The organism is Deinococcus arboris, assembly GCF_009755355.1.
In the GTDB taxonomy this organism is placed as follows: domain Bacteria; phylum Deinococcota; class Deinococci; order Deinococcales; family Deinococcaceae; genus Deinococcus; species Deinococcus betulae.
In genome coordinates, this window is the sequence record NZ_WQLB01000019.1 from 26,803 (window position 1) to 49,424 (window position 22,622).

At 67.8% G+C, this 22,622-nt stretch carries 21 protein-coding genes and 1 riboswitch; of the genes, 5 read left to right on the forward strand and 16 right to left on the reverse strand.

Features of this window, described 5'->3' with window-relative positions; translation table 11 throughout:
* The first annotated feature begins 218 nt into the window (after nucleotides 1-218).
* Nucleotides 219-545 carry an HNH endonuclease gene (locus GO986_RS13715; RefSeq protein WP_157459863.1) on the forward strand — a complete coding sequence of 109 codons (327 nt, stop codon included), beginning with the start codon at nucleotides 219-221 and terminating at the stop codon, nucleotides 543-545.
* A gap of 211 nt (nucleotides 546-756) precedes the next feature.
* On the opposite strand, the gene GO986_RS13720 is transcribed toward GO986_RS13715, so the two are convergent.
* Nucleotides 757-1,491 carry a c-type cytochrome gene (locus tag GO986_RS13720; RefSeq protein WP_157459864.1) on the reverse strand — a complete coding sequence of 245 codons (735 nt, stop codon included), beginning with the start codon at nucleotides 1,489-1,491 and terminating at the stop codon, nucleotides 757-759.
* 35 nt (nucleotides 1,492-1,526) lie between these two features.
* Nucleotides 1,527-2,351, reverse strand: coding sequence for a phosphatase PAP2 family protein (locus GO986_RS13725; protein WP_157459865.1), 825 nt, complete (start codon nucleotides 2,349-2,351; stop codon nucleotides 1,527-1,529).
* Nucleotides 2,352-2,425: 74 nt separating this feature from the next.
* Between GO986_RS13725 and GO986_RS13730 the strand changes: the two genes are divergently transcribed.
* Nucleotides 2,426-4,000 (forward strand): ABC transporter ATP-binding protein, encoded by a 1,575-nt coding sequence (locus GO986_RS13730; protein WP_157459866.1) that lies wholly within the window; start codon nucleotides 2,426-2,428, stop codon nucleotides 3,998-4,000.
* Nucleotides 4,001-4,592: 592 nt separating this feature from the next.
* Here the strand turns inward: GO986_RS13730 and GO986_RS13735 are convergent.
* The 3 genes from GO986_RS13735 to murD form a co-directional block, all read right to left on the reverse strand.
* A complete protein-coding gene (locus GO986_RS13735) occupies nucleotides 4,593-5,411 on the reverse strand; it encodes an EamA family transporter (protein WP_157459930.1) in 819 nt (272 codons plus the stop codon).
* 91 nt (nucleotides 5,412-5,502) lie between these two features.
* Nucleotides 5,503-6,615, reverse strand: coding sequence for an FtsW/RodA/SpoVE family cell cycle protein (locus GO986_RS13740; protein WP_157459867.1), 1,113 nt, complete (start codon nucleotides 6,613-6,615; stop codon nucleotides 5,503-5,505).
* Entirely contained in the window at nucleotides 6,612-7,913 is a 1,302-nt protein-coding gene (murD, locus tag GO986_RS13745) for a UDP-N-acetylmuramoyl-L-alanine--D-glutamate ligase (RefSeq protein WP_157459931.1), read from the reverse strand. Before murD ends, GO986_RS13740 begins: the two co-directional genes overlap by 4 nt.
* A 76-nt stretch (nucleotides 7,914-7,989) precedes the next feature.
* On the opposite strand from murD, the gene GO986_RS13750 reads away from it, so the two are divergent.
* Nucleotides 7,990-9,168: a hypothetical protein gene (locus GO986_RS13750; protein ID WP_157459868.1), complete on the forward strand. Its 1,179-nt coding sequence runs from the start codon at nucleotides 7,990-7,992 to the stop codon at nucleotides 9,166-9,168.
* A gap of 445 nt (nucleotides 9,169-9,613) precedes the next feature.
* Here GO986_RS13750 and trmFO read toward each other — a convergent pair whose 3' ends face one another.
* From trmFO to GO986_RS13765, 3 genes are read right to left on the reverse strand one after another with little or no spacing between them, the layout of a single operon-like run.
* A complete protein-coding gene (gene trmFO, locus GO986_RS13755) occupies nucleotides 9,614-11,023 on the reverse strand; it encodes a methylenetetrahydrofolate--tRNA-(uracil(54)-C(5))-methyltransferase (FADH(2)-oxidizing) TrmFO (RefSeq protein ID WP_157459869.1) in 1,410 nt (469 codons plus the stop codon).
* Between the two features lie 49 nt (nucleotides 11,024-11,072).
* Nucleotides 11,073-11,477 (reverse strand): hypothetical protein, encoded by a 405-nt coding sequence (locus tag GO986_RS13760; protein ID WP_157459870.1) that lies wholly within the window; start codon nucleotides 11,475-11,477, stop codon nucleotides 11,073-11,075.
* A 48-nt stretch (nucleotides 11,478-11,525) separates the two neighbouring features.
* Nucleotides 11,526-12,323: a YdcF family protein gene (locus GO986_RS13765; protein ID WP_157459871.1), complete on the reverse strand. Its 798-nt coding sequence runs from the start codon at nucleotides 12,321-12,323 to the stop codon at nucleotides 11,526-11,528.
* A 41-nt stretch (nucleotides 12,324-12,364) separates the two neighbouring features.
* Here GO986_RS13765 and GO986_RS13770 point away from each other — a divergent pair, with 41 nt between their 5' ends.
* Nucleotides 12,365-12,967 carry a DUF305 domain-containing protein gene (locus GO986_RS13770; RefSeq protein ID WP_157459872.1) on the forward strand — a complete coding sequence of 201 codons (603 nt, stop codon included), beginning with the start codon at nucleotides 12,365-12,367 and terminating at the stop codon, nucleotides 12,965-12,967.
* 293 nt (nucleotides 12,968-13,260) lie between these two features.
* Here GO986_RS13770 and GO986_RS13775 read toward each other — a convergent pair whose 3' ends face one another.
* Nucleotides 13,261-13,569 (reverse strand): hypothetical protein, encoded by a 309-nt coding sequence (locus GO986_RS13775; RefSeq protein ID WP_157459873.1) that lies wholly within the window; start codon nucleotides 13,567-13,569, stop codon nucleotides 13,261-13,263.
* 76 nt (nucleotides 13,570-13,645) lie between these two features.
* Nucleotides 13,646-14,650, reverse strand: coding sequence for a GNAT family N-acetyltransferase (locus GO986_RS13780; protein ID WP_369409375.1), 1,005 nt, complete (start codon nucleotides 14,648-14,650; stop codon nucleotides 13,646-13,648).
* Nucleotides 14,651-14,804: 154 nt separating this feature from the next.
* Between GO986_RS13780 and GO986_RS13785 the strand changes: the two genes are divergently transcribed.
* The gene (locus GO986_RS13785; protein WP_157459933.1) at nucleotides 14,805-15,443 is read left to right on the forward strand and encodes a DUF4258 domain-containing protein; all 639 of its coding nucleotides are present in this window, start codon (nucleotides 14,805-14,807) and stop codon (nucleotides 15,441-15,443) included.
* Nucleotides 15,444-16,162: 719 nt separating this feature from the next.
* On the opposite strand, the gene GO986_RS13790 is transcribed toward GO986_RS13785, so the two are convergent.
* The 6 genes from GO986_RS13790 to GO986_RS13815 all read right to left on the reverse strand — a co-directional run bounded on the left by GO986_RS13790 (nucleotide 16,163) and on the right by GO986_RS13815 (nucleotide 22,577).
* Nucleotides 16,163-17,212: an alpha/beta hydrolase gene (locus GO986_RS13790; RefSeq protein ID WP_232337798.1), complete on the reverse strand. Its 1,050-nt coding sequence runs from the start codon at nucleotides 17,210-17,212 to the stop codon at nucleotides 16,163-16,165.
* Nucleotides 17,199-18,440 (reverse strand): cytochrome P450, encoded by a 1,242-nt coding sequence (locus tag GO986_RS13795; RefSeq protein ID WP_157459874.1) that lies wholly within the window; start codon nucleotides 18,438-18,440, stop codon nucleotides 17,199-17,201. Before GO986_RS13795 ends, GO986_RS13790 begins: the two co-directional genes overlap by 14 nt.
* Nucleotides 18,437-18,919: a MarR family winged helix-turn-helix transcriptional regulator gene (locus GO986_RS13800; RefSeq protein ID WP_157459875.1), complete on the reverse strand. Its 483-nt coding sequence runs from the start codon at nucleotides 18,917-18,919 to the stop codon at nucleotides 18,437-18,439. The genes GO986_RS13795 and GO986_RS13800 overlap by 4 nt, the downstream gene beginning before the upstream one ends.
* Before the next feature lie 598 nt (nucleotides 18,920-19,517).
* Nucleotides 19,518-21,089, reverse strand: coding sequence for a bifunctional phosphoribosylaminoimidazolecarboxamide formyltransferase/IMP cyclohydrolase (purH, locus tag GO986_RS13805; RefSeq protein ID WP_369409376.1), 1,572 nt, complete (start codon nucleotides 21,087-21,089; stop codon nucleotides 19,518-19,520).
* A 35-nt stretch (nucleotides 21,090-21,124) separates the two neighbouring features.
* Nucleotides 21,125-21,215, reverse strand: a riboswitch (ZMP/ZTP riboswitch).
* Between the two features lie 223 nt (nucleotides 21,216-21,438).
* A complete protein-coding gene (locus GO986_RS13810; RefSeq protein WP_157459876.1) occupies nucleotides 21,439-21,978 on the reverse strand; it encodes a hypothetical protein in 540 nt (179 codons plus the stop codon).
* Between the two features lie 236 nt (nucleotides 21,979-22,214).
* A complete protein-coding gene (locus tag GO986_RS13815) occupies nucleotides 22,215-22,577 on the reverse strand; it encodes a winged helix-turn-helix transcriptional regulator (RefSeq protein WP_157459877.1) in 363 nt (120 codons plus the stop codon).
* Nucleotides 22,578-22,622 lie beyond the last annotated feature (45 nt).

A 22,622-nucleotide genomic window follows, 5' to 3' on the forward strand; every position in this document is an offset into this window, starting at 1 on the left:
CGGGTGAGGGAGTCCTGTAGCGAGAAGGCCAGGCTGGCGCTCTCTCAGCTGTGTATGCGCTCTGTGACCTGGCTGGACGGACTTCAGGCTTTGCTCGCTGGAATTAGCCCCTCATCAAGTTCGCTGCCTGGGCCTTTCTCTGAAGCACAGTTTTGACCCGTTTCTCCTGCAACTCTGGGCACGGTCTGGGGTCGCGTTGGCACCCTATGCTGCTTCCGATGGCCCGCCGCCGCGCTCCCTCTGCCTGGCCTCCGCCGCCCCGGCCGCCTGAATGCTGCGCCCTGTGTGAGCGTGAGGTGCCGCAGCTGACAGAGCACCACCTGCTGCCCCGTTCTCAGGGCCGGCGGCAGGGGCTGAAGGCCGCTGAACTGCCGACCACGCTCCTGTGCCCGGCCTGCCACAAGTTCCTGCACCGCACCCTGACGAATGCGGAACTGGCCCGCGACTACCGCGACCTGCCTGCGCTGCGTGCCCAGGAGGACGTGGCCCGCTTCGTGGCCTGGATTCGCCGCCAGCCGCCCACCAAAGCGGTGCGGGTGAAATAATGCGAACTCCGATTGAGCCGTTTGCAAAAACAATTCAATCCGAGCGGACTGGCAAAGCTGCGCAGCAGAGCGAGTAGGAGAAAAAGGGGACTGAAGAGCGTGGAGTTTAACGAATCGGTTCTTTCCTGATGTGTTAACGAAATAGCCGGAATCCGTCTAAAAGTCAGGCGCGCTGAGGGTGTGTCTCAGCGCGCCTGACCTGCCAACGGCTTTATTTCAGCGTGCCCACATAGGCGGCCACGGCGGCCAGGTCGCTGTCCGTCATGGGTTGGAGGGCAATACGCATGGCGTCGGGGTAAGCGATTCCCACAGGCGGCAGGGCGCGGTACTCCTTCAAGGCCGCCAGAACAGCGGTTTCACCCAGGCGAACCAGACTGGGAATGCCCAGGGCGTCAGCCCCCTGCCCGTCTTCGCCGTGGCAGACCACGCAGGCCATGACATTGCGGGCCGGGTCGCCTTCCAGATACAGGGCCGTGCCCTGGGCCAAGCGGGCAGCAGCCGTGGCGGCGGGTGGGGTGGAGGCCGGGCTGACCGGCGACGTGGCGGGAGCCGCTGGGGTGGATGGCGCCGGGGTGCTGGGTGCGGGGGCCGCCGGCGTGGCGCCGGCCTGGGCGTAGTGCGCCGCCAAGTCCACGATGTCCTGGTCCGACAGCTGAGAGGCCACCCCCTGCATGACAGGGTTGCGCCGCGTGCCGGCCCGGAAGGCCACCAGCGCTTCCTGAATTCGGGCCGCACTCTGGCCTTCCAGCACAGGCGCGCGTCCTCCGGCGCGGTGGCAGCCAGCGCAGGAACTGGCCGCCAGGGTTGCGCCGCGCGCCGCATTCGCGGTGGCGCTCAGGGCGCCGGCAGCGGAGGGGGTGGTCTGGGCCAGCACGGCGCCCGCCAGCATCAGGGCGGGCAGTCCGGCGGCAAGAAGACGAACAGACAGGCGGTGACGTGTGCCCATAACAACCTCCCAAAAGCCTGCGGGTGAACTGCTGCTTAGTGTACGGCCTGCGGCGCCGGGACCGTCACCCCGGTCTGTGCAGGCAGCCAGCGGCGCAGCACGGCGGGCACCACCTCGGCCGCGACGACCACCAGCAGGGCGTAGCGCAGCACGCGCACAACGGTCAGGTCTTTGAGGGCGTCGGGCAGGGCGCTCAGGCCAAAGTAGACGGCAAACACCATCACCAGGCCGGCGACAGCCACGATCAGGCGGCCCGCCAGGTCACGCGGCGGGGCGAAGGTGGGGCGGGTCACCCAGAAGCCGGCCAGCAGGCCCAGGCCCGCCCCCACCTCGCGCGGGGTGTTCGCCGGCAGCACAGCGGCCACCACCAGCACCAGTGCCGGAGGCAGCCAGCGGCCCAGGTCGTGTTCCGGGAAATGGCTCCGGGCAGCGGCGTAGGCGAACAGCCCGCCCAGCAGCAGCCCCACCACCACGTCGCTGGGATAGTGCACCCCCAGCGCCAAGCGGGAGACCGCCACCACCGCCACCAGCAGCGCCGCCGCCACCCACAGCCAGCGCCGGCCCAGCTGCGCGGCTATCCCGAACCACAGGGTCGCGCTCATCTGGGTGTGGCCACTGGGCAGCCCCGGCCCGCCGGCCGTCGCCTTGGCCGCCTCAGAGGCCACCGAGGGATCACTGAAAAAGGGGCGTGGCAGGTCCAGGCCGTATTTCAGGGCCGAATTGACCAGGTAGCTCAGGGCAAAGGCCACGCCTAGGTTGCGCCCGCCACTGGGCCACACCAGCCAGGTGTACAGCGCCAGTGCCACGATAAAGACCTCGTCACGCCCCAGGTTCGTGACCGCCATCCAGAAACTGTCCATGTGCTGCCTATTGTGACTTATTTTTCACATGGTCGGGTGCCGCGTGGCCGCTGCGGCGCGGTAAACTGCGGGGTATGACTCTTGCTCAGCCTGACGTTTTGCAGGCCACCACTCATAAGGCGCCCAACGCCCTGGAACTGCGCGGAATCACCAAGCGCTTTCCGCTGGTGCTGGCCAACGACGATATTTCCATGCAGGTGCGGTGGGGCAGCGTGCACGCCCTGTGCGGTGAAAACGGCGCCGGCAAAAGCACCCTGATGAAAATCGTGTACGGCATCCAGCCGCCCACCAGCGGCCAGATTGTCGTGGACGGCGAGGTCGTGGACCTGACCAACCCCAGCGAGGCCATCCGGCGCGGCATCGGCATGGTGTTTCAGCACTTCATGCTGGTCGAGACCCTGACCGTGACCGAGAACGTGATTCTGGGCGCCGAGCCGACCAGCGGCGGGGCCATCAATTACGCCGCCGCGCGCAAGCGGGTGGCCGAGCTGATCAAGCAGTTCAACTTTGACCTGAACCCCGACGCCACCGTAGGCGAGTTGCCAGTGGGCCTCCAGCAGAAGGTCGAGATTCTCAAGACCCTGTACCGGGGCGCGCGCATCCTGATTCTGGACGAGCCAACGGCGGTGCTCACCCCCAGTGAAACCGACGAACTGTTCGACTTTCTCAAGAACCAGTACGCCGCCAGCGGCAACGCCGTTATCTTCATCAGCCACAAGCTGCATGAGGTGCTGCACATCAGTGACACCATCAGCGTGATCCGCGACGGCCGGATGATCGGCACCATTTCGGCCCAGGGGGCCACCACCGAGCTGCTGGCCCGCATGATGGTGGGCCGCGAGGTGACCCTGAAGGTGCAGAAAAAAGCGGCCCAGCCGGGCGCCGCCGCCCTGGACGTGCAGAACGTGGTCGTGAAGGGCGAACACCGCAACGCCGTGGACAACGTGAGTTTTCAGGTGCGCGCGGGCGAGGTCGTGGGCATTGCCGGCGTGGAGGGCAACGGCCAGAGCGAGCTGATCGAGGCGATTACGGGCCTGAGAACCTACAGTGGCCAGATCACCTATCTGGGCAAATCCGCCAAGGGCGTGCGAGAGGTTGAGGCGTCGGGCCTGTCCCACGTGCCCGAGGACCGCAACGAACGCGGCCTGGTGCTGGAGATGACCACCGCCGAGAACTACATTCTGGGCGAACACGACCGGGCGCCGTTTGCTGGGCCCTTTGGTTTTCTCAAGCGCGACGTGATTGAAGACAACGCCCGTAAGCTCAGCGAGCAGTACGACGTGCGCCCCCGCAGCGCCAGCCTGCAGGCCGGGCGCTATTCGGGCGGTAACGCGCAGAAACTCATCGTGGCGCGCGAGATGCGCAAAGGCCCCAAGATTCTGGTGGCCAGTCAGCCCACGCGCGGGGTGGACATCGGCGCCATCGAGTTTATTCACAGCCGGATCGTGGAGGCGCGTGATCAGGGTCTCGCCGTGCTGCTGGTCAGTGCTGACCTGGGCGAAGTGATGAACCTGGCCGACCGCATTCTGGTGATGTACGAGGGCAAGGTGGTGGGCGAGGTGGACGCGGCCAACGCCACGGAAACGCAGCTGGGGCTGCTGATGACGGGCAGCGGTGAGGACACGACGACGACGAAGGCGGGCTGGTAAGGCTCGGGTATAGGGGCGCCTCCGGTGTGGGGGCGCTTTTTTTGTTTTTCGGCGGGGGTGCCCCACCCCCCAGCCCCCATCCCCAGAGGGGACGGGGGAGCGGGCGTTGGCACTGGGCAAGAGTTTTGACTGGCGTTGGCGAGGCCGCACAGTTCGCCAACGGGTCTGGCCTCGACGCCATCCTGCCGCCCACCGGAAGGGCCTGCGCGCTGCGCGCACAATGGCCTCGCCTGGACTTGGGCGCTGAGGGGGCAAGGTGTGTCGGTGCGGCCCAGAGGTTCGACTTTTGAAAAAACAAAAGAAAGGCGCGTCTGCTTAAGCGCCTTTCAAAAGTAGACCCTCGTGTTTTAAGCGTCCCCACCTTGCCCCGTTACGGGGAGAGCAACGGAAGCCGTCGTGCGCGCAGCGCGCGGGCGTGGGGCGCTGGGCGGCAGGTGGGCCACGGCGTCCACCGCACAGAAAGACAGCACTTTTCCGCCGCGCCAGTCAACCCCTGCCCAGTGCCAACGTCCGTTCCCCCTGCCCCTCTGGGGGAGGGGGCTGGGGGGTGGGGCAAGTCAGTTCAGACGCTCTCTATCCATAGGGCAGAACATTACCCCTCCCCACCCCCCTTCTTCCCCGTCAAACTGATCCCCGCACTCGCCGCAATCACACATCCCATCGCCAGCCACTGCACCAGCGTCAGGCGTTCATGCAGAAACAGGAACCCGCTCAGGGCCGCAATCGCCGGTTCCAGGCTCATCATGACGCCAAAGATGCGGGCCGGAATGGCGCGTAGGGCGCGCATTTCCAGGGTGTAGGGCAGGGCGCTGGAGAGGGCCGCCACCGCCAGGCCCAGCAGCAGGGCGTGCGGCGAGAGCAGGGCGGGTCCGGCCTGCACGGCGCCGAAGGGAAGCACCATCAGGGCCGCCACCCACATGCCCCCCACCACGCCGGTGGTGCCGGGAACGCGGCGGCCCACGGCGCCCCCCGCCAGGATGTACCCGGCCCACAGGGCGCCGGCGGTCAGGGCCAGAACGACGCCCTGGGCCGACACCTGCTGCGCGGCCTCGCCGCCCACCGGGGCAATCAGGGCGATGCCCAGGCCAGCCAGCGCCACCCAGGCAATATCCAGGGCGCGGCGCGACAGGGCCAGGGCCAGCAGCAGAGGCCCGACGAATTCCAGCGTGACGGCCAGCCCCAAGGGCAAGTAGCGCAGCGACTCGTAGAACACCAGGTTCATCAGGCCCAGGGCGGCGCCGTAGGGCACGATGACCAGCCACTGCGCGCGGGTCAGCTGGCGCAGGTTGGGGCGCAGCACCAGGGTCAGCAGCAGGGCCGCCAGCACCACCCGCAGGGCCGTGGTGCCGGCGGCGCCCAGCGTGGGAAACAGCGTTTTGGCAAAGGCGGCCCCACCCTGAATGCTCAGCATGGCCAGCAGCACCGCCGGGATAGGGGGCAGCGAAAAGCGGGACCGGGAGGCGCTAACGGCGTTCGCCAGCGCTGCCTCAGTCGGCACCGGTTCAGTCGGCACTGAGGGCCACCGGGTTGTCGTTTTCGCTTTGCTCGGGCAGGTGGCGCCGGACCTCGCGCATGGCCGAGTGGATGACGGCCATCGCCAGGCTCATGGTCAGCAGACTGGAAAAGCCGTAGCTGACCAGGGGAAGGGGCACGCCCGTGACCGGAAAGATGCCGGCCGCCACGCACAGATTCACGAAGGCCTGACCCACGATCATGAACATGGCGCCGATGGCCATCACGCTGGCCCCGTGAATCTCGGGCGTCATGGGGCGCACGCGGCTGGCCAGGTGGGCCACGTCCAGCGCGGTGGCCACGATCAGCCAGTAGGCAAAGAGCAGCATCGCCACCCCCAGCAGCCCCGAGGTAAAGCCCACCGACGCCACAATCATGTCGGTGTGCTCGCCAAAGTAGTTGTAGCGCGGGCCGTCGGGTCCCTGGCCAGGAATACCGCCCATGCGCAGGTCGCGGTGGGCCATGCCAATCTGGTCCAGGCCCTGAGCCGTCACGTCGTCGCGGGTCTGGTAGCCGATCAGGCGCTCTTTGATATAGGGGTGTTGTTCCAGGTAAATCCCCGCCACCGGAATGGCCATCAGCCCCAGTGCCAGCATGAAGCCGCTGATATTACTGATGCGCACGCCCGCCGCGTACATCAGGATGATGCCCAGGGCAAACATCAGCACGCTGCTGCCCAGGTCCGGCTCCCAGAAGATGAGGCCGGTGGTGAGCAGAATCATGCCCGTGGCGCTGATCAGCTTGTTCTGTACGCCCCTGCGGGCAAAAAAGGACGCCAGCATCAGCACCAGGCCCAGCTTGGCCATCTCGGACGGCTGAAACCGGATGACCCCAAAGTTCAGCCAGCGCTTGGTGCCGGCACTCTCGGCGGTGCCCACCCCGATAAAATGCACCAGCACCAGCAGCACCAGGGTGACTACCCAGACCCACGGCCCGACCTTCAAGAAGGCGCGGGGCCGCAGCCGGGCCACCACCAGCGTCAGGCCCAGCGCCAGCAGCGCCTTGGGCCCGTGGTCGAGAATCTTGTCCGGGTCGGCCGCCGCAATCCCCAGCATTCCCAGGCTCAGCAGCAGCACCTGGGCGATGAGCAGTTGAACACTCATGCCTCTGCCTGCCCGGCGGCCAGCGCCTGCGCCGCGCGGCGGAAGCTCTCGCCGCGCGCCTTGTAGTCGCGGAACTGGTCAAAACTGGTGCCCACCGGGGCCAGCAGAACGGTGCCGCCGTCCGGCAGGGCCTCCAGGCCGGCCTGCACCGCCGCCCGCATGGTGGCCTCGCCGTCCTCGCCGGTCACCACGCGGTAGGGCAGCCCCAGGCTGCGGGCCAGCGCCTCGCCGTCCTCGCCAAAAGCGATGACCTGCGTGACCCGGCCCTGCGCGGCCTGTCGCAGCGGCGCCAGCTCGGCGCCCTTATCCCGGCCGCCCACCAACCAGGCCACCGGGGGGTGGGCCCGGTCCAGGGCCGCCTGCACCGCCAGGGTGCGGGTGGCAATCGAGTCCTCGATAAAGGTCACCCCAGCCACCTGCGCCACCGTTTCAAAGCGGCCCGCGACGGGCTGCGCACTCTGGAGGGCGGCGGCCAGCAGGCCAGGGTCAGCGGCGCGGCCCAGGTGAACCAGCAGCGCCTCGGCGGCCAGCAGGGCGGCGGCGGCGTTGGCGGGGTGAATGCCGGCCGGGAGGTCGGCTGGGGAGAGAACGGAAGTCCCATCGGCCAGGGCCAGCCTCGCCGGGTCAAAGCGCCGCACCTGGGCGCGGGTCGGCACGGTCAGGTCAGCGGGCAGCACGAGCACGTCGCTCTCTTGCTGCGCCGCCGTGATGTTCAGCTTGGCGGCGTGGTAGGCCGCCGGGGTGCCGTGCCGGTCCAGATGGTCAAGGCCCAGGTTCGTGATCACGGCCACCGGCAGCCGCAGGCCCGGCACCCGTTCCAGCTGAAAACTGGACAGTTCTGCCACCGCCACCTCGGCGCGGTCCACCACGTCCAGCAGCGGCGGGTCAATGTTGCCCCCCTCCAGGGCATTCAGGCCGCAGGCGCGCAGCAGGTGGGCAATCAGGACGGTGGTGCTGCCCTTACCTGCCGTGCCGGTGACGCCCACCATCGGCAGGGTCGGGCGGGCGCGGGCGGCCAGGGTGACCTCGCCAATGACCTCGGCGCCCACCGCGCGCAGCCGCTCCAGGTCAGGGTGGTCAATAGGCACGCCCGGCGCGGCGACCACCGTGCTGTACGCCTGGGTCACGTCGCCGCGTGTCCAGCCCAGTTCGGCCATCAGCGCCTCGTCTTCGGGGGCAGGCCGCGCGTCGGTCCAGTCGGCCTGCTTGCCCTCTCGGGCCAGAAAGCGGGCCACGCCCCGCCCGCTGCGGCCCAGTCCATATACCAGCACCCCGTCACGCTTCACGCCCTCAACCATAGAGCAGCGCAGGCCGCCCTTGTGAAGCGCCCATCTGGTGGGAAACAATCGCAGGGCATCTTCCGGAGGTTTGTTCATGAAGCGACCAGCTGCTCTGTCTGTTCTGACGCTCTTGCCCCTGGCCCTGGCTGGCGGCGCGCCGCCCCCGGCCCCCGTGGTCCTGGCGGCGCCCACCCTGGCCGCCCCCGTGCGGGAGGTCACGCTGGCGGCGGCTCCCGACGGCACCCTGCACCTGGGGGCGGCGGTGGACAGCGGACGCTTTAACAGCGGGCGCGGCACCTTTACCGGGCGCGTGGTGCGGGTGTGGCGCGCCTCTGGCCAGGGCTGGGCACCCCTGGGTGACGTGCTGAATTACCGCCAGCCCCGCCCGGCCTCTAACCTGAATCTGGTGCTGGACCAGCGCGGCGCGCCGGCCATCGTCTGGAACGAGAACTACGGCGACAACGATGTCGTAGAGCTGCGGGCCTGGCGTGAGGAGGCGGGCTGGACCGACTGGGGCGCACGCTACCTGGGGGACGACCTGCCGTATGCCGCCCGCACCCGCGCTGTGGCGGCCTGGGACGGCGAGATCGTCTTGGCCTGGGGCGAGTATCTGCGGAAGCCCGACGGCAGCCAGCTGACGGTGCGGCGCTGGAATGCAGAGCAAAAAAGCTGGGTGCGTGGCCCGGCGTTTAACGACATTCGGGCCTTTTCCCGCACGCCTGCCCTGGCCCTGACCCGGACGGGGGCGCCCGTCGTGGCGTGGTTGCAGGGTGAGGTCACCGGGAGTCAGGTGCTGGCTGCCCGCTGGACAGGGCAGGCGTGGCAACCGCTGGGCGGGCCCCTGAACCGTGCCCCGGCCTACGTGGCCTCAACTCGACTGGCCCTGGACGGGCAAGACCGGCCCACCGCCGCGTGGCTGGAACAGGTCGGCGGGCAGGACACCCTGCTGGCCGCCCGCTGGACAGGGCAGGGGTGGCAGCCGCTGGGCGGGCCGGTCAGCCGCCTGTACGCCTCGTCGCCGTCGCTGGCGGTGGCCCCAGATGGGCAGGCGGTGCTGGCCTGGATTGAGGAGCGGCTCAGTGACGGCCTGGGGCAGATGCGCGCCGCCCGCTGGGACGGCCGGGCGTGGGTGACCTGGCCTGTGCTCAACCGTGACCCGCGCCGGGACGCCCGCTCGGCCTCGGTGGCAGTGGACGCAAAAGGCCACATCACCGCCGCGTGGCGCGAGGATGTGGCCGGGAAGTATGCAGTGCAACTAAGGCGGTTGCAGTAAGGCTGTCGGGCACGTTGTTTGGGACCGGTGGAGGCACGCCTTATACGGACTCCGATTGAATCGTTTGCAAAAACGATGAAATCCGAGCAGACTTGCAAAGCTGCGCAGCAGAGCGAGAAGGAGAAAAACGGGTTCCGAGCGTAGAGCAGACACATCGGCTCTTTCCCAATGTGTCCGCGAAACAGACGGAATCCGTATGATGCGCGCCAGCCCCACCGGTTGCACAACAAGTCTGATCCGAATGGGCTCTGGGTCTGATGCAGGCGAATTGACGCTGTCCCAGTGCATGGACGCGACAGGCGGCGTTCGTCTGAGCCGCGTCGCTCTGGAAGAGGTTAACCGCTGCCAGGACTCTGGGCCAAGCGGCGGTCTACTGACTGCATCCAAAGCCCGCTCTGCTGCCCAGGCCTCTTGCTCTAGAGGCCCTTGGGCTCTAGTTCTACTCTCAGCGCGTGGCGGGAGCAGCCAGCGCCGCTTCGGTCTCGCCGTCGTGGGGCACGGGGGGCGGCGTGACTTTCAGGCCCGCCTCCTGCTGCGCCCAGGTCATAAAGGCCGCCAGGCCCCGGCGGAACATCACCGGGCGCTTTTCGCGTTTGCCCAGTTTGCGGGGCTTGCCTGTCCTGGGGTTTACCTCGGCCGGAAGTTCAGGGACCAGCGCCCAGTTGACGTTCATGGGCTGGAAGCCCTTGGGGTTGGCGCTGGCCAGGTAGCGCACCAGGCCGCCCAGCATGGACTCGGCTGGCGGGGTCAGCGGGGGCAGACCCAGGGCCAGGCGCGCGGCGTTGGTGCCGGCCAGCCAGCCGGTCGCGGCGCTTTCCAGGTAGCCCTCGGTGCCGGCCAGCACCCCGGCCACAAACTTGGTCGGGTCGGCCCGCAGCCCCAGCGTGGCGTCCAGTACCTGCGGCGCATTCAGGTAGGTGTTGCGGTGCATGACGCCATAGCGCACGATCTCGGCCTGCTCCAGGCCCGGAATCAGGTTCACGACGGCCTTCTGGTCGCCCCACTTCAGCCCGGTTTGAAAGCCGACCAGCGACCACATCCGGCCCTCGCGGTCTTCTTGCCGCAGCTGGGCCACCGCGTAGGGCCAGCGCCCGGTGCGTGGGTCGTCCAGGCCCTTGGGCGACATGGGGCCAAAGCGCGGCGTGTCCACGCCCCGGCGCGCAATTTCTTCGATGGGCATGCAGCCCTCGAAAAACTCCAGCTTTTCCCAGTCGTGGGGCGTGTGGGCGCGGGCCTGTTCCAGCGCGGCAAAAAACGCCAGATACTCCTCTTTGGTAAAGGGGCAGTTGATGTAGTCGGCGCTCTGGTCGTAGCGCCCGGCGCGCCAAGCGACATCCATGTTGATGCTGTCAAATGCCAGGACCGGCGCGGCGGCGTCGTAAAAGCTCAGGCGCTCGCTGCCCGTCAGCCGCGCCACATCGGCGGCCAATGCGTCCGAGGTCAGTGGCCCGGAGGCAATCACGGCAATGCCGTCCGGCACGGCGGTGACTTCCTCGCCCAGCACCTCGATCAGAGGGTGCTCACGCACGGCGCGGGTCACGCGCGCACTGAATTCGTCGCGTTCCACGGCCAGGGCGTTGCCAGCGGGCAGCTTGGCGGCGTCGGCGGCGCCCACAATCGCGCCGCCCACGCTGCGCAGTTCGGCCTGCAAGAGCCCCTTGCTCTGCATCTCGCCCTCGCCGCCCAGCGAATTGCTGCACACCAGCTCGGCAAAGTTGCCGCTGCGGTGGGCTGGGGTCATCTTGACAGGGCGCATTTCATACAGGCGCACCCGCACGCCCAGCCCGGCGGCGGCCAGCGCCGCTTCCGAACCGGCCAGGCCCGCGCCTATGACGGTGATTGTCGGCTCATTCATCAACCGGCCAGTGTAGGCGATAGGGGAGGGGGCGTTTGTGGGGTGGGGGCTACGCGTGCGGCGTAGTACGGCGGCGCCAGAGCAGCAGTGCCGCGAGCACTCCTTCCCAGACAGCGCTGATGGTCAGGGACAGCAGGAGCCAGAGCGGCAGCAAAAACACCAGATACAGAACTGCCTCGCCCAACATCAGATAAATAGAGGGTGACAGGAGCAGCACATAAAGGATGAAAGGCGGGAGAATCAGAAGCGCGGTTCGGCTCCAGGCGCGGCCCACCAGTCTGCGGCCAAAGTGTGCAGGTTCACTGGACCGCCGATATTTATATGACAGGCGCCCTGTGGGGATGGGCGGTGCCGGTGTTTCTCTGGCGCGCCACACTGGCAACCACAGCGCCAGAGCCAGCATGACCAACCCCAGAGGCAGAGCGGCCAGCGGTTCACTCAGCAGGATGCTCATGGCTATAGCCTAGAGCAGGCTGCGTGTGCACTCCGCAGAACTTGCGTCCTACCGCTCTGGCGTGCCGCCCAACATCGCCTTCACGCGCGACAGCCCCTCATACACCAGAATCCGCGTGGCGTACAGGCGGTCATGTGGAAAGGGCAGGGTCAGATCAAAGCGCGTTTCGGGCGCCGGCACGCTGGTCACCGTCACCCCTTGCGCCCGGAACAGCGCGGCGGCCCGGCGGGAGTGGCTGGGGGTGGTCACCAGCAGGACCCGCCGCCACTGCCGGGCACGAGCCAGGTCGCGCACCCGCGCCGCCTCGTCCCGCGTGGTGGTCACGTTGGCCAGGGTGAAGACCTGTGGCCCGGCGGCTCCGTACAGCGCGCGAATGTGCGCCTGTTCAATGGCGCTCATCTTGGGGCACCCCCGCGGCCCAAGCCGCCCCGACTGCTCTGAGACGGTCACTACGGGCGCGTACCCCGCCCGCCACAACTCCAGGCCGCGCACCAAGCGCGCCAGACTGCTGGGCTCCAGAACCGCCGAGCCGCACTGCACGCCGCCGCCCAGAATCACGATGGCGTCGGCCTGTACGGGCGACTGCGCCAGCGTCAGGGCGTTGAGGGGTGCGCGCAGGATGGGGGTAAGCAGGCACAGGGCCAGCGCAAAGGCCAGGGCCGCCGCCCCCACGCGCAGACCTCGCCAGGTCGGTGCCCACGCGCCCGCTGCGCCGCACAGTCCCACAAGTGTCAGCATCAGCGGGGCAGGCGCCCGCACCTCGCCAAAAAAAGCGGCCAGGACACCCAGGGCGGCCCCCAGGGCCACGCCACCCACCACCGACGGCCACCGCACGAAACGCTGCATCCGGGGCAGTTTACCCAGGCGCCCCTTTCTATACTCCGGGGATGCGCCGCGCTGCTGTTCCTGCCCTGCTGGTTCTGGTCACCCTGGTGGCGGCCGCCCTGCTGCTCACCCCCCGCCTGATGCCGCCCACAGAACACAGCCGCGAGGTGCGCTTTGTCCGCGAGATGATTCAGCACCACACGCAGGCGGTGGACATGGCCCTGCAGGTCCGTGAGCAGAGTGCCGACGCCACCTTGCGGACTGTGGCACTGGACATCCTGCTTTCGCAGCAGGAGCAGATTGGGCAGATGCGCGGCTGGCTGACCCTATGGCACCGGCCCTGGGGCGGCCCAGGCATGAGCGCCGACCACGCCCGCATGATGGGCATGGCGACCCAGGCCGAGGTGAACCGCATTGGCACCCTGCTGCCCGCGCAGGCTGAGGTGCAGTTTCTCCAGCTGATGACCCGGCATCATCAGGGCGCCCTGACGATGGTGGCTCCGGTGCTGGAGGGCCGCGTGCAGCCCGCCGTGGAGGCCCTGGCCCGCCAGATTCAGTCCACCCAGGCCGCCGAGATTCGTCTGATGACTACTCTGCTGGCAGACCGCGGGGCTAAACCGTTACCAGCCCCGGCAGGAATGGGCGCAGGTGAGCATCAACATTAAAGAGCCGCGCGACGCTTGTTGAACTGGGCAGCCCTAGCTTCTCCTTTCATACGAGACTGCTCTGACGGCAAGTCTTGTTGGACAGGCACTGTTCCGCCTTGCTAGCCAATCATCACAACTCCGAAGGATCTGCCCGCCTGATGACTGGACTCCGTGCGGCCTGGCTGCTGGGTGCACTGCTCTACACAGGCGCCGCCTCTGCCGTCTTTCACTCTTGACGCCGATGCCCAGCAGTAGCCAGCACAGCTCGGCCGGCCTCCCCACTTACGCCGCTTGACCAGGTACTCCTGACCCTATCCCAGTTCTTCGTCCCAGTCGTCCTGTTTCCCCACTCGTCTGGCCCTGCGGCGTTCCTCTTTGCCAGCTTTGCGTTTGGGGCGCGGCGGCAGGGCCAGAATGTAGGGCCGCTCGGGCTGGCACGGCGCCGGCACCTCGCCCAGCGTCTCGCCGGGGTCAGCGGTGCGGAGGTTGCCCGCCACATGCAGGTGGCGCTCGCCGCAGTAAGGGCAGGCGTCCACCACCCAGAACATCACGCGGGTGCCGGGCATATCGCGCAGGGTCACGTAAGCCATCTGGGGGGTCCGCCGCTCCTTCTTGCCCATAGGGGCGCAGCCTAACCTGGGCACCCACACCTGTCTGTGGCCAGGGCAAGGTTTAGCGGCCCTGCGCTCTGCTCAGCTACACGTCTTCGTCACCCTCTTTCATGTAGGTCACCACGCTGCGGCAGTGGGTCAGGCCGGCGCGCGCATACAGGGCGCGGGCTGGTTTCATGTGGTCGTGGGCGCGCGCGCGCAGCGTACGGACTTCGGGGTGGGTCTCGGCCTCGGCGGCGGCCAGGGCCAGCAGGGTCAGGCCGTAGCCCTGGCCGCGCTCGGCGGGATGCACCGCCACATAGGTCACGTCGGCTCGCCCATCGTCAGGGCTGAATTCCAGTTCGGCAAAGCCCACCGGCTGCTCGCCGCGCATCAGGGCCACCAGGCGCACGTCGTCACGGGCAAAGTGGCTGTCCATCTGTTCCGGGGTCCAGGTCAGCCGCTCGGCCCAGGTGTCCTCGCTGGCCCGGAACAGCTCGCGGTACGCCGCCAGCGGCAGCTGCCGCGAAATGCGGTGGCCGGCAGGCGCGCAGGCGTGGGGGGTCAGGCGGGACAGGGGCGCGTCGTAAAAGGCCGTGGTGTGCATGGGCGAAAAGCCCTCGTCTTCCAGTGCCGAGCGCACCGGCAGGTTGTCGCGCGCCGCGAAGGCGTACACCGGCAGTCCGTCGGCGTGGGCCAGGGCGCGGCGCAGCAGGGTGCTCAGGTGGGCGTCTCCTTCACCCACCGGGCCTTCCATCACCAGGCCGTCATGAAACGGTGAGAGGGCGCAGTACGCCACCACGCCCTCCTCGCCCGCCTCGACCAGGCAGGTGCTGTCTTCACACTCGGCCCGTAAGTCCCGCTCGGTGCGCGCGCCCGGCGAGAACACCTCACGTTCGGGCGCGTCGTCCATCCAGTTCAGCAGGGCAAGCACATCGGGAACATCGGCGGCCAGCATGGGACGAATCATCGTGGTCTTACCTCCAGAGAGAAGGTGAGCGAAGAAGCCGGGTGTAACACCGAACACCTTCAGGGTAGACACCCGCCGCCGGGCCTGTCTGCCCCGCAGCTCACGCCGCGCCGGGCCGGGCGCGTGGTATGCTGCCCGCATGCCCTGAACAGGGTACGCCGCCTGCCTCCCCACAGACACGAAGCCGTGTTTGAGGGGCCTTTTCTTTTTCAGAAGAGGGCGGCCGACGCGCCGCTGGGCAGGAGGGTTTCTTCCGGAGGTGAAGGTCGCCGTGACGAAACAGACTGCCCAGAAAATGGCCGCGCCCCTGGGGCGCCGCTCGCAGGAGCCTCAGGCCGCCCGGCCGCGTGAGGTCCAGGCCAGCACGGATCTGCTGTCGCTGCGCGCGCAGCTGGCCCGCGCTGAAAAGGCCGCCCGCCGCACCCCGGCGCCGCCGCCCCCACGGCCCGCCGCCCTGCAAACCCCCCTCAAGCCGCAGCGTCAGGCCGAATTACTGGGCGTGACCACCGATGATTTCAGCCTGGCCCGCGCCCACGCTCAGCTGCGGGACGCGGTGTATGACAGCCGCTATCACCTGTGTCCCCACGCCATCAGCCACGCCCGCGCCGAGGGCTTTCTGGAACACGACGTGCTCAACGTCCTGCTCACCGGGCGCGTTCGGGCGGTGTACACCGACGACCGTCGCTGGCTGGTGTGCGGCTACTTCGCAGCCTGTGGGGTGGCGCTGCCGCTGCATGTGGTGGCCCAGCCGCAGCGGGACGGCTTTGTGGACATCGTGACGGCCTTTGTGCCCAAGCACCCGCACCACATCATCAGTCGGGCACGCCTGGCCGTCATGCTGCGCTACGACGACCAAACGGTGCGGGCGCGCACTGCCCACGCTGGGAACCGCGTGGGCCACCGGGGCAAAGGTCGCTGGAAAAAGAGCGCATAAGACGGGTGGCACCAGCCCAGAAGAGGAGGGCGCCGAATTGCCTTCAGAGGAGAGGCGCCCCTTCGCATTCGGCCTGGTGGGGATATTTCACGGCGGACCCAGAGCAGCTGAGGGAAGAGACCTTAACCGCTCTGGAGCAAAAAAAGCTCAACAGACAGCGGTGTGGGCGGCATAGAGAGGCGCCCTCTGACCCCAGGGGGAGCTGGGAGCCTACTCTGCGGTGCCTTGGCTGGTCATGTGGAGAAAACACTCAGGCTCACCCGTTTTAACAGGCCTTCGTCAGAAGGGGTTTTCATGGCTGGGCAGGCTCCACAACCGCGTTTACTCGACATCGTGCAGGTTGTGCTAGAGCGCCCACTGATGTATACGGCGTGCGGCTCATACAACGAGGTCGTCGCGTTCATTGAGGGGTACCACATCGGACATCGTCCAGCCGGAACCCTGTGGTTCGAGTTCCTCAACTGGTTGCGTGAACACCTTGGAGAAGGCGAAGGGAGACTCATACTCTGATTCCGCCAGACATTCCAAGATGACACTACGGCTCTTCAGGAATTGAGGTCGCTGTACAACCGATTTATTCAGCATCAAGCGGAATCACGAGTAGCCCTGGTTGAACAATGACAAAGTCCTGTTAAACGGGTGAGCCTGACTGGTGGAACAGCATCAAAGGAGAGGGTGACGGGGAAAGCCTGAAGAGCTGGATGGCTCGGCCATGTGGATCAGCTGACGGGCTCCAGCTTCAGGCCCCGTCGCAGGGCGTCCAGACTGCGGGCCACAAAGTTTCTGGAGACCGGAGCAGCTGGGGCAAAGCGTTCGCTGGCATGGTAAGCCCCTTCGACCTCGTCCCACTCGCAGGGCACCCCGGCCGCCCGCAGGCGCTGGGCGTACAGGCGGGCTTCGTCGTAAAACAGGTCAAGTGTGCCTGCGCCGATCCAGGCCGGAGCCAGACCAGCCAGGTGTTCGCGGCGGGCTGGGGCGGCGTACTCGGGGGCGCTCTCCCACTGCGGGGCACGGCCCAGATACGCTGTCCAGCCCAGCTGGTTTGAAGCGGGCGTCCAGACGAACTCGCCGCGTCCACCGTGGTCGGTTCTCAGCACCGTGCGGTCGTCCAGCATGGGGTACAGCAACAGCTGAAAGGCCAGCGGCACGCCCTCGTCGTGGGCCAGTTGAGCCAGCGCGGCGGCCAGGCCGGCGCCGGCGCTGTCTCCAGCCACGGCAATTTGCGCGGGGTCCAGCCCGAGCGCGGGGGCCTGCGCCGTCAGCCAGGTCAGGGCCGCAAAGCAGTCGTTCAGCGGTCCCGGAAACGGGGTCTGCGGAGCCAGGCGGTAGTCCACATTGACCACCAGTAGCCCCAACTCGGTGGCGTAGCGCGCGCACTGGGCGTGGTAGGCCGCCGCCGAGCCGGTGACAAACCCCCCGCCGTGGATGTACAGCAGGGCGGCCGTGGGTGGTCTGCCCTGGCCTGGCCGGTACAGCAACACGGGCACGTCTGGGTCGCCGGAGCGGCCAGGCACCGTCCGGGCCTCGACCTGCACGCCGCTGGGCAGCGGAAAGCGCGCGGGGAGGCGCCGCATGACCGCCACCAGGGGCCGCGTGAACGAGGGGGTCCGGAGCCGCAGCAGCGGCGTTCGCAGCTCTGGGTGCAGGTGCCCGTAGGTGCGGGCCCGCCGGCCCGTCAGCCAGAGCCCCAGGGCAGCGGCGGCCCCCCAGCTCAGCCAGCGGCGCCGCTGCCCCGTCTTCACGAGGAGGCGCACGTCAGGACGCGGCAACGGGCTGCGCCGCCGGTCCCAGCGCCACGCGCATGCCGCGCAGTTCGTAGCCCTTAACCACCTCGTTAAACGTCACCGTGGGCGGCGTCACCAGGCGCAGGTCATTCCAGACCAGCAGGCGGCGCAGGAAGGTGTCACTTTCCTTAATGGCCAGGAAGGCGCCGGGGCAGCGGTGGTGGCCGTCCCCGAAAGCCAGCACCGGCGCCTGGACCCCGCGCGGCAGCGGCCGGGCCGGGCACAGCTGGTCAGCGTGGTCGCCGGCCACCGCCGGGTCGGCGTTGGTGTCGTAGATGTGCATGGCCACCAGACTGCCCCCCGGAATGTGCTGCCCGGCCACCGTCAGGTCGCCCTGGGTGCGGCGGTACAGCATGGACACCACTGGCTCGGCGCGCAGAATCTCGTGCAGGATGGCGTGCCGCTCGGGTTCAGTGCCGTGAACGTAGGCGCGGCGCAGCTCTGGCTCGCGCAGCATGTGCCACGCCGCCACCGTAATGAACTCGCGGGTGGTCACCATGCCGGCGGTGCCGTAGGTCAGGCATTCGGTCAGGATTTCCAGGTCGGTGTAGTCCTGGCCAATGAGGTGGCTGATGAGGTCGTCTTTGGGCTGGCGCCGCCGCGCCTGAATGGCGGGTTTCACGTCCAGCAGGTAAAAGGCCAGTAGCTGCCGCTGGTTCCAGAGCCCCTGGAGGTGGGCCAGCGGCCCGGCAGGCTTGGCCTCTGCCGTCTCGTCTCGGCTGGGCCGCTCGCCCTCCACAAAGGAAGTGACGCGGCGGTCAAGGCCCGGCAGCAGGCTGTCGGTCAGGCCCACCACCTGCGCGGCCACCCGCACGGCCATCGTCAGGCTCAGGTCGTCCACGTTGGCCTGCCCCCTGCGCACCAGTTGCCCCATCAGGTCGTCGGCCAGGGCCGCAATCATGGGCTGATAGGTTGCCACGGCCGCAGGCGTAAAATACCGGGCGGTGTCGCGCCGCATTTCGTGGTGCGGCTGGCCCTCGGTGTACAGCACCGGCTTGTTGCGCATGATGCTGGCGCTCTGCACCTGCTCGGCACCGAAGCCGGCCTGAATCACCTGTTCGCTGCGCAGCACCTCGCGCGCGGCCTGAAAGCCGTGCACCTGATAAACACCCTGGGGGTCAGGCTGCACAGGGGCGCTGGGGCGGGTGGGCAGGTCGGCCTGGCGGGTCAGGCCACCGTGGCCAAAAGGGCACTGGGGTTCAGGAGTGGTCATGGGCGGGCCTCCAGGGGCGTGGCAGCCAGTGTTTCCAGGCTGGCCGTCAGGATGTCGAGGGGAGTGGGAGATAGGGCATGCAGGGCGGGGGTGGTGACGGTCTCCACGGTGTGCAGGGCGGCCTGCCACAGCGCGCGGCCTGCCGGTGTGGCGCAGAGCCGATGAGACCGGGCATCGTGAGGCGCCGGGTGCCGGTCAATGGCCTGCCGGCTTTCCAGATGCCGCAGCACGCGGGTGACCTCGTAGCGGGGGACCCGCAGGTGGCTGGCCAGTTCGGCGGGGGTGAGCGGCGCGGCCTGCACGTAGCTCAGGGCGATGAAACTGCGAACGTCCAGCCCGTGCCCCTGCTCCAGCGCCGTCTGGAGGTGGCCGCTCAGGTGCTGCCAGACGGCCCAGTACGCCGCCAGAAACCGCAGCGGCTGTGTGGTCAGGTCGGGGGCAGGCGGGGCCTGAGCAGGAGAGGTGAAGCCAGGACGCATAGTTGCATTCTGCAACTATCTGGAATGAAGTGGCTGAGAAGCAGACTGTCTCAAGATTGAGACAGAGCAGGTTAAGGGCGCTGATGATAATGGAATGCCGACGAGACAAAGCCGGTGAGCCCAATAAAGCAAGTGATACGGACTCCGATTGAATTGAGCAGAATGCTGGGTGGACTCCGAGCGGACTTGGACAGCCGCGCATCAGACTTGAAAAGCTCCGCAGGAGAGCGAGCAAGAACAGACGCGGATGGCGCGATCTGGAAGCGCAGACGGTGCCTGTCTTTGCGGTGCGGCAATGAAGCGCAATCCGTATGAGAGGACCGCCGAAGTAGCACCCTCTCGCCGGGGCTTGAGTGGCTCAGGCGTCGGCACCTTGCTCAAGCAAAGGGAGTATCAGGCAATAAAAAGCCGCTTGGCTGGGCTTGTTCTGAACCGCAGGCAAGGCGGCGGGAAGTCAGTAGTAACTCCGAAGGGAGGGCGCTGCTCTGGTTCCCCTACGTGTAGGCCGCAGCCGTGGCGCCTATGGTCAGCCGCAGGCACCAGCGCCCAACAACAAAGGCGGCGGGGCTTGAGAACCCGCCGCCTCCTTCTCCTTCTGTCAGTGCCGGAAGTGGCGCGACCCGGTGAACACCATGCTCAGGCCCAGTTCGTTGCAGGCGGCCACGACTTCGGGGTCCCGTTTGGCGCCGCCGGGTTGCAGAATGGCACTGACCCCTGCGCGGGCGGCCAGGCGCACGACATCATCGAAGGGGAAGAAGGCTTCGCTGGCCAGCACGGCGCCCTGCGCCCGCTCGCCCGCGTTGGCCACAGCGCGCTCGGCGGCCCAGATGCGGCTGACGGCTCCGGCCCCCAGGCCCACAGTCACGCCCGCGCGCGCCAGCACCACGGCGTTGCTGCGGGCCTGCTTGACGGTGGCCCAGGCAAAGCGCAGGTCAAGCCACTCCTGCTCGGTGGGCTGGCGCTCCGTGACCACCTCAGGGCACAGGTCATCCCAGGGGCGGGTGTCACGCTCCTGCACGGCAAAGCCGCCAGTTAGGGGGCGCACGTCCAGCACACTGACGCCCTGCGCCTGCGCGGCCACCAGTACGCGCAGGTCTGGTTTCTTCTCGGCCAACCAGGCCACGGCTTCGGGCGTAACTTCTGGGGCAATCAGCACTTCCAGAAAAGTGCCGCGCATGGCCTGGGCGGCCTCCAGGGTGACCGGGGCGCTGACGGCCACCACGCCTCCAAAGACACTCAGGGTGTCGGCGTCGCGGGCGCGTTCCCAGGCCACCTTCACGTCTGGGGCCAGGGCCACGCCGCAGGGGTTGGCGTGCTTGACCGCCACACATACCGCTGCGTGGTCCGGCACCGCCGCTTCCTGCGCCGCCAGCTCCTGACACAGCGTCCAGGCGGCGTCGGCGTCGGCGTAATTGTTAAAACTCATGGGCTTGCCGCTGAGCACCTGGGCGTCCAGCACGGGGCCGCGCGCCTCGCCCAGCCGGTAGATTGCGCCGGGCTGGTGAGGATTCTCGCCGTACCGCACCTGCGCCGCGCGGGTCAGGTTCAGCGTCAGCCGTTCGGGCAGGGCCGTGGGCAGCTCATCTGCCGCGCCTTCCAGATACGCAGTGATGGCCGCGTCATACTCGCTGGTGTGGCGGTAGGCTTTGGCCGCCAGGCGCTGACGGTCGGCGCTGCTCACCTCATCTTGCAGGGCCAGCGCGTAGTCAGCGGGGTCCACCAGCACCAGGACGCCTGCGTGGTTCTTGGCTGCCGAGCGGATCATGGCGGGGCCGCCAATATCAATGTTCTCAATGACCTCGTCGAACGCGGCCCCGCGCGCCACGGTCTCGCGGAAGGGATAGAGGTTGACGCAGACCAGGTCAATGGTGCCAATGTCGTGCTCGTCCAGCTGGGCCAGGTGAGCCTGCTCGCGCCGGGCCAGAATGCCGCCGTGGATGGCCGGGTGCAGGGTCTTGACGCGGCCGTCCAGCATCTCGGGAAAGCCAGTCACGTCGCTGACCTGCCGCGCCGGCACGCCCGCGTCCACGATGCTGCGGTAGGTGCCGCCGGTGCTCAGAATTTCCCAGCCCCGCGCCGCGAGTTGCTGCGCGAACTCGGTGACGCCCGTCTTGTCGCTGACCGAAAGAAGTGCGCGCCGCCTGCCTGTCTGCTTGGCCCCGTCTGTCACTGTGTCCCCCTGTGGCCACTGCCCAGAAAAAGGCAGGGCATGACCCAGGCGCGCGGTCAGCTGGCGTGTGCTTTCAGGGGCTTCCCCGTGGTCTGTCCACGTTGTGCGCCAGTCGCCCCCACGCCGGTACGGGCCGCAGCATACCGCCGGCCTGGGACCAGCCTGCTCGGCTGGGCTGGACAGTGCGGGCCGCATGGCAGCCAAAAAGGTGGCTATTAGGCGGTGTTCAGGTCAGCCGAGACAGATTTCGTCTGTTCCTTTAAGCCGCAGCGCGGGCGCATGAGATGATATGTGCCCGCTCCCTTTAGGGCTGGAGGAAGCTCTGCACGCAGTTGGAACTAGATGCGGCTCAGTTGCTGTTGCCGCTGCCGTCGGGTGAAGGAGACAGGAGGGGGCTGGGAGCCGGCTCGGTGCCCAGCAGGCGGCGCAGTTCGTCCAGCACGGCGCGTTCGCGGTCATTGACCTGCTCTCCGCCAATGCCCAGAAAGCCTCCTTCCTTGGCGGCGTTCGCCACCTCGTCGGCCACTTTCAGGAGCAGATGGCGGTAGGCGGCGGCGTCTTCCGGGCTGGTCTTGGCACTGACCAGCCACGCGGCTTGCCGCACCCCTTGCAGGCTCTGGTCGCGGGCGTCGTCCATGCTGGTGGCCGATTCCTGCCGGGCCGCGCGCTCTGGGGCTGGACCCAGCAGGTCAGCGGCCATCGCCTCCAGCAGTGGCGTGCGGCCCGGCGCGCTCAGGCCAGCGCGCACGGCCAGGGCCAGGGCCCGCCCCTCGGCCAGCAGGCCGGTGATGCCGCTGGGGCTGGCGGCCACCACAGCCGCGCCCGCCCGGCCAGGGCCGTTCATGACCGTGGTCCATTCCTCGGGGCTGAAATTATCCTTGATGCTCATGCGTTCAGGGTAAACGCGGGGCTGGCTGCGGCGACTTGCGACTTCATTGACCGATGCCGTCCATGTCAGTGCTGGGCCCTCCTGCCCCTGAGGCTGCCTCAGAGCCTCACTCGGTGTGAAGAGATCAGAGTGAAGCTGTCCTTAGCGGGGTCAGGCCGCACCCATGACCCAGACAAACCGCCGACCCTGATGGAGTCGGCGGAAGTGTCAGCCACAGCGCAGAAGTCCTGCCCAGCCTAGCAGGGCGCCGTTTCCGCCCCATGTTCCTGAGGCCCAGGCACCTCCAGGTGCAGCTGCGCCCAGTGGCCAATGGCGTCAATGACGCTTTGCAACTCCAGGCCAGCGGGGGTCAGGCTGTAAACGCTGCGCGCCAGCTTGCCGTGGCTGTCCTCGGTGCGCTTGTCGATCAGGCTCAGCTGTTCCAGGTGTTCCAGGCGCTGCGTCAGGGTTGCGCTGTTGCAGCCGCCAACGGCGCGGGCCAGTTCGTTAAACCCCTTTTCCCCGCTCAGCAGGGCGCGCACGATATGCAGCACCCATTTTTCCTGCAACACCCCGATGGCCCGGTAAATCGGGCAAAAACCAGTGTGTTCCGTGCTCATGCCTAAAGTTTACACGCCAGCACTGACCGAATCATGACGGAAGAC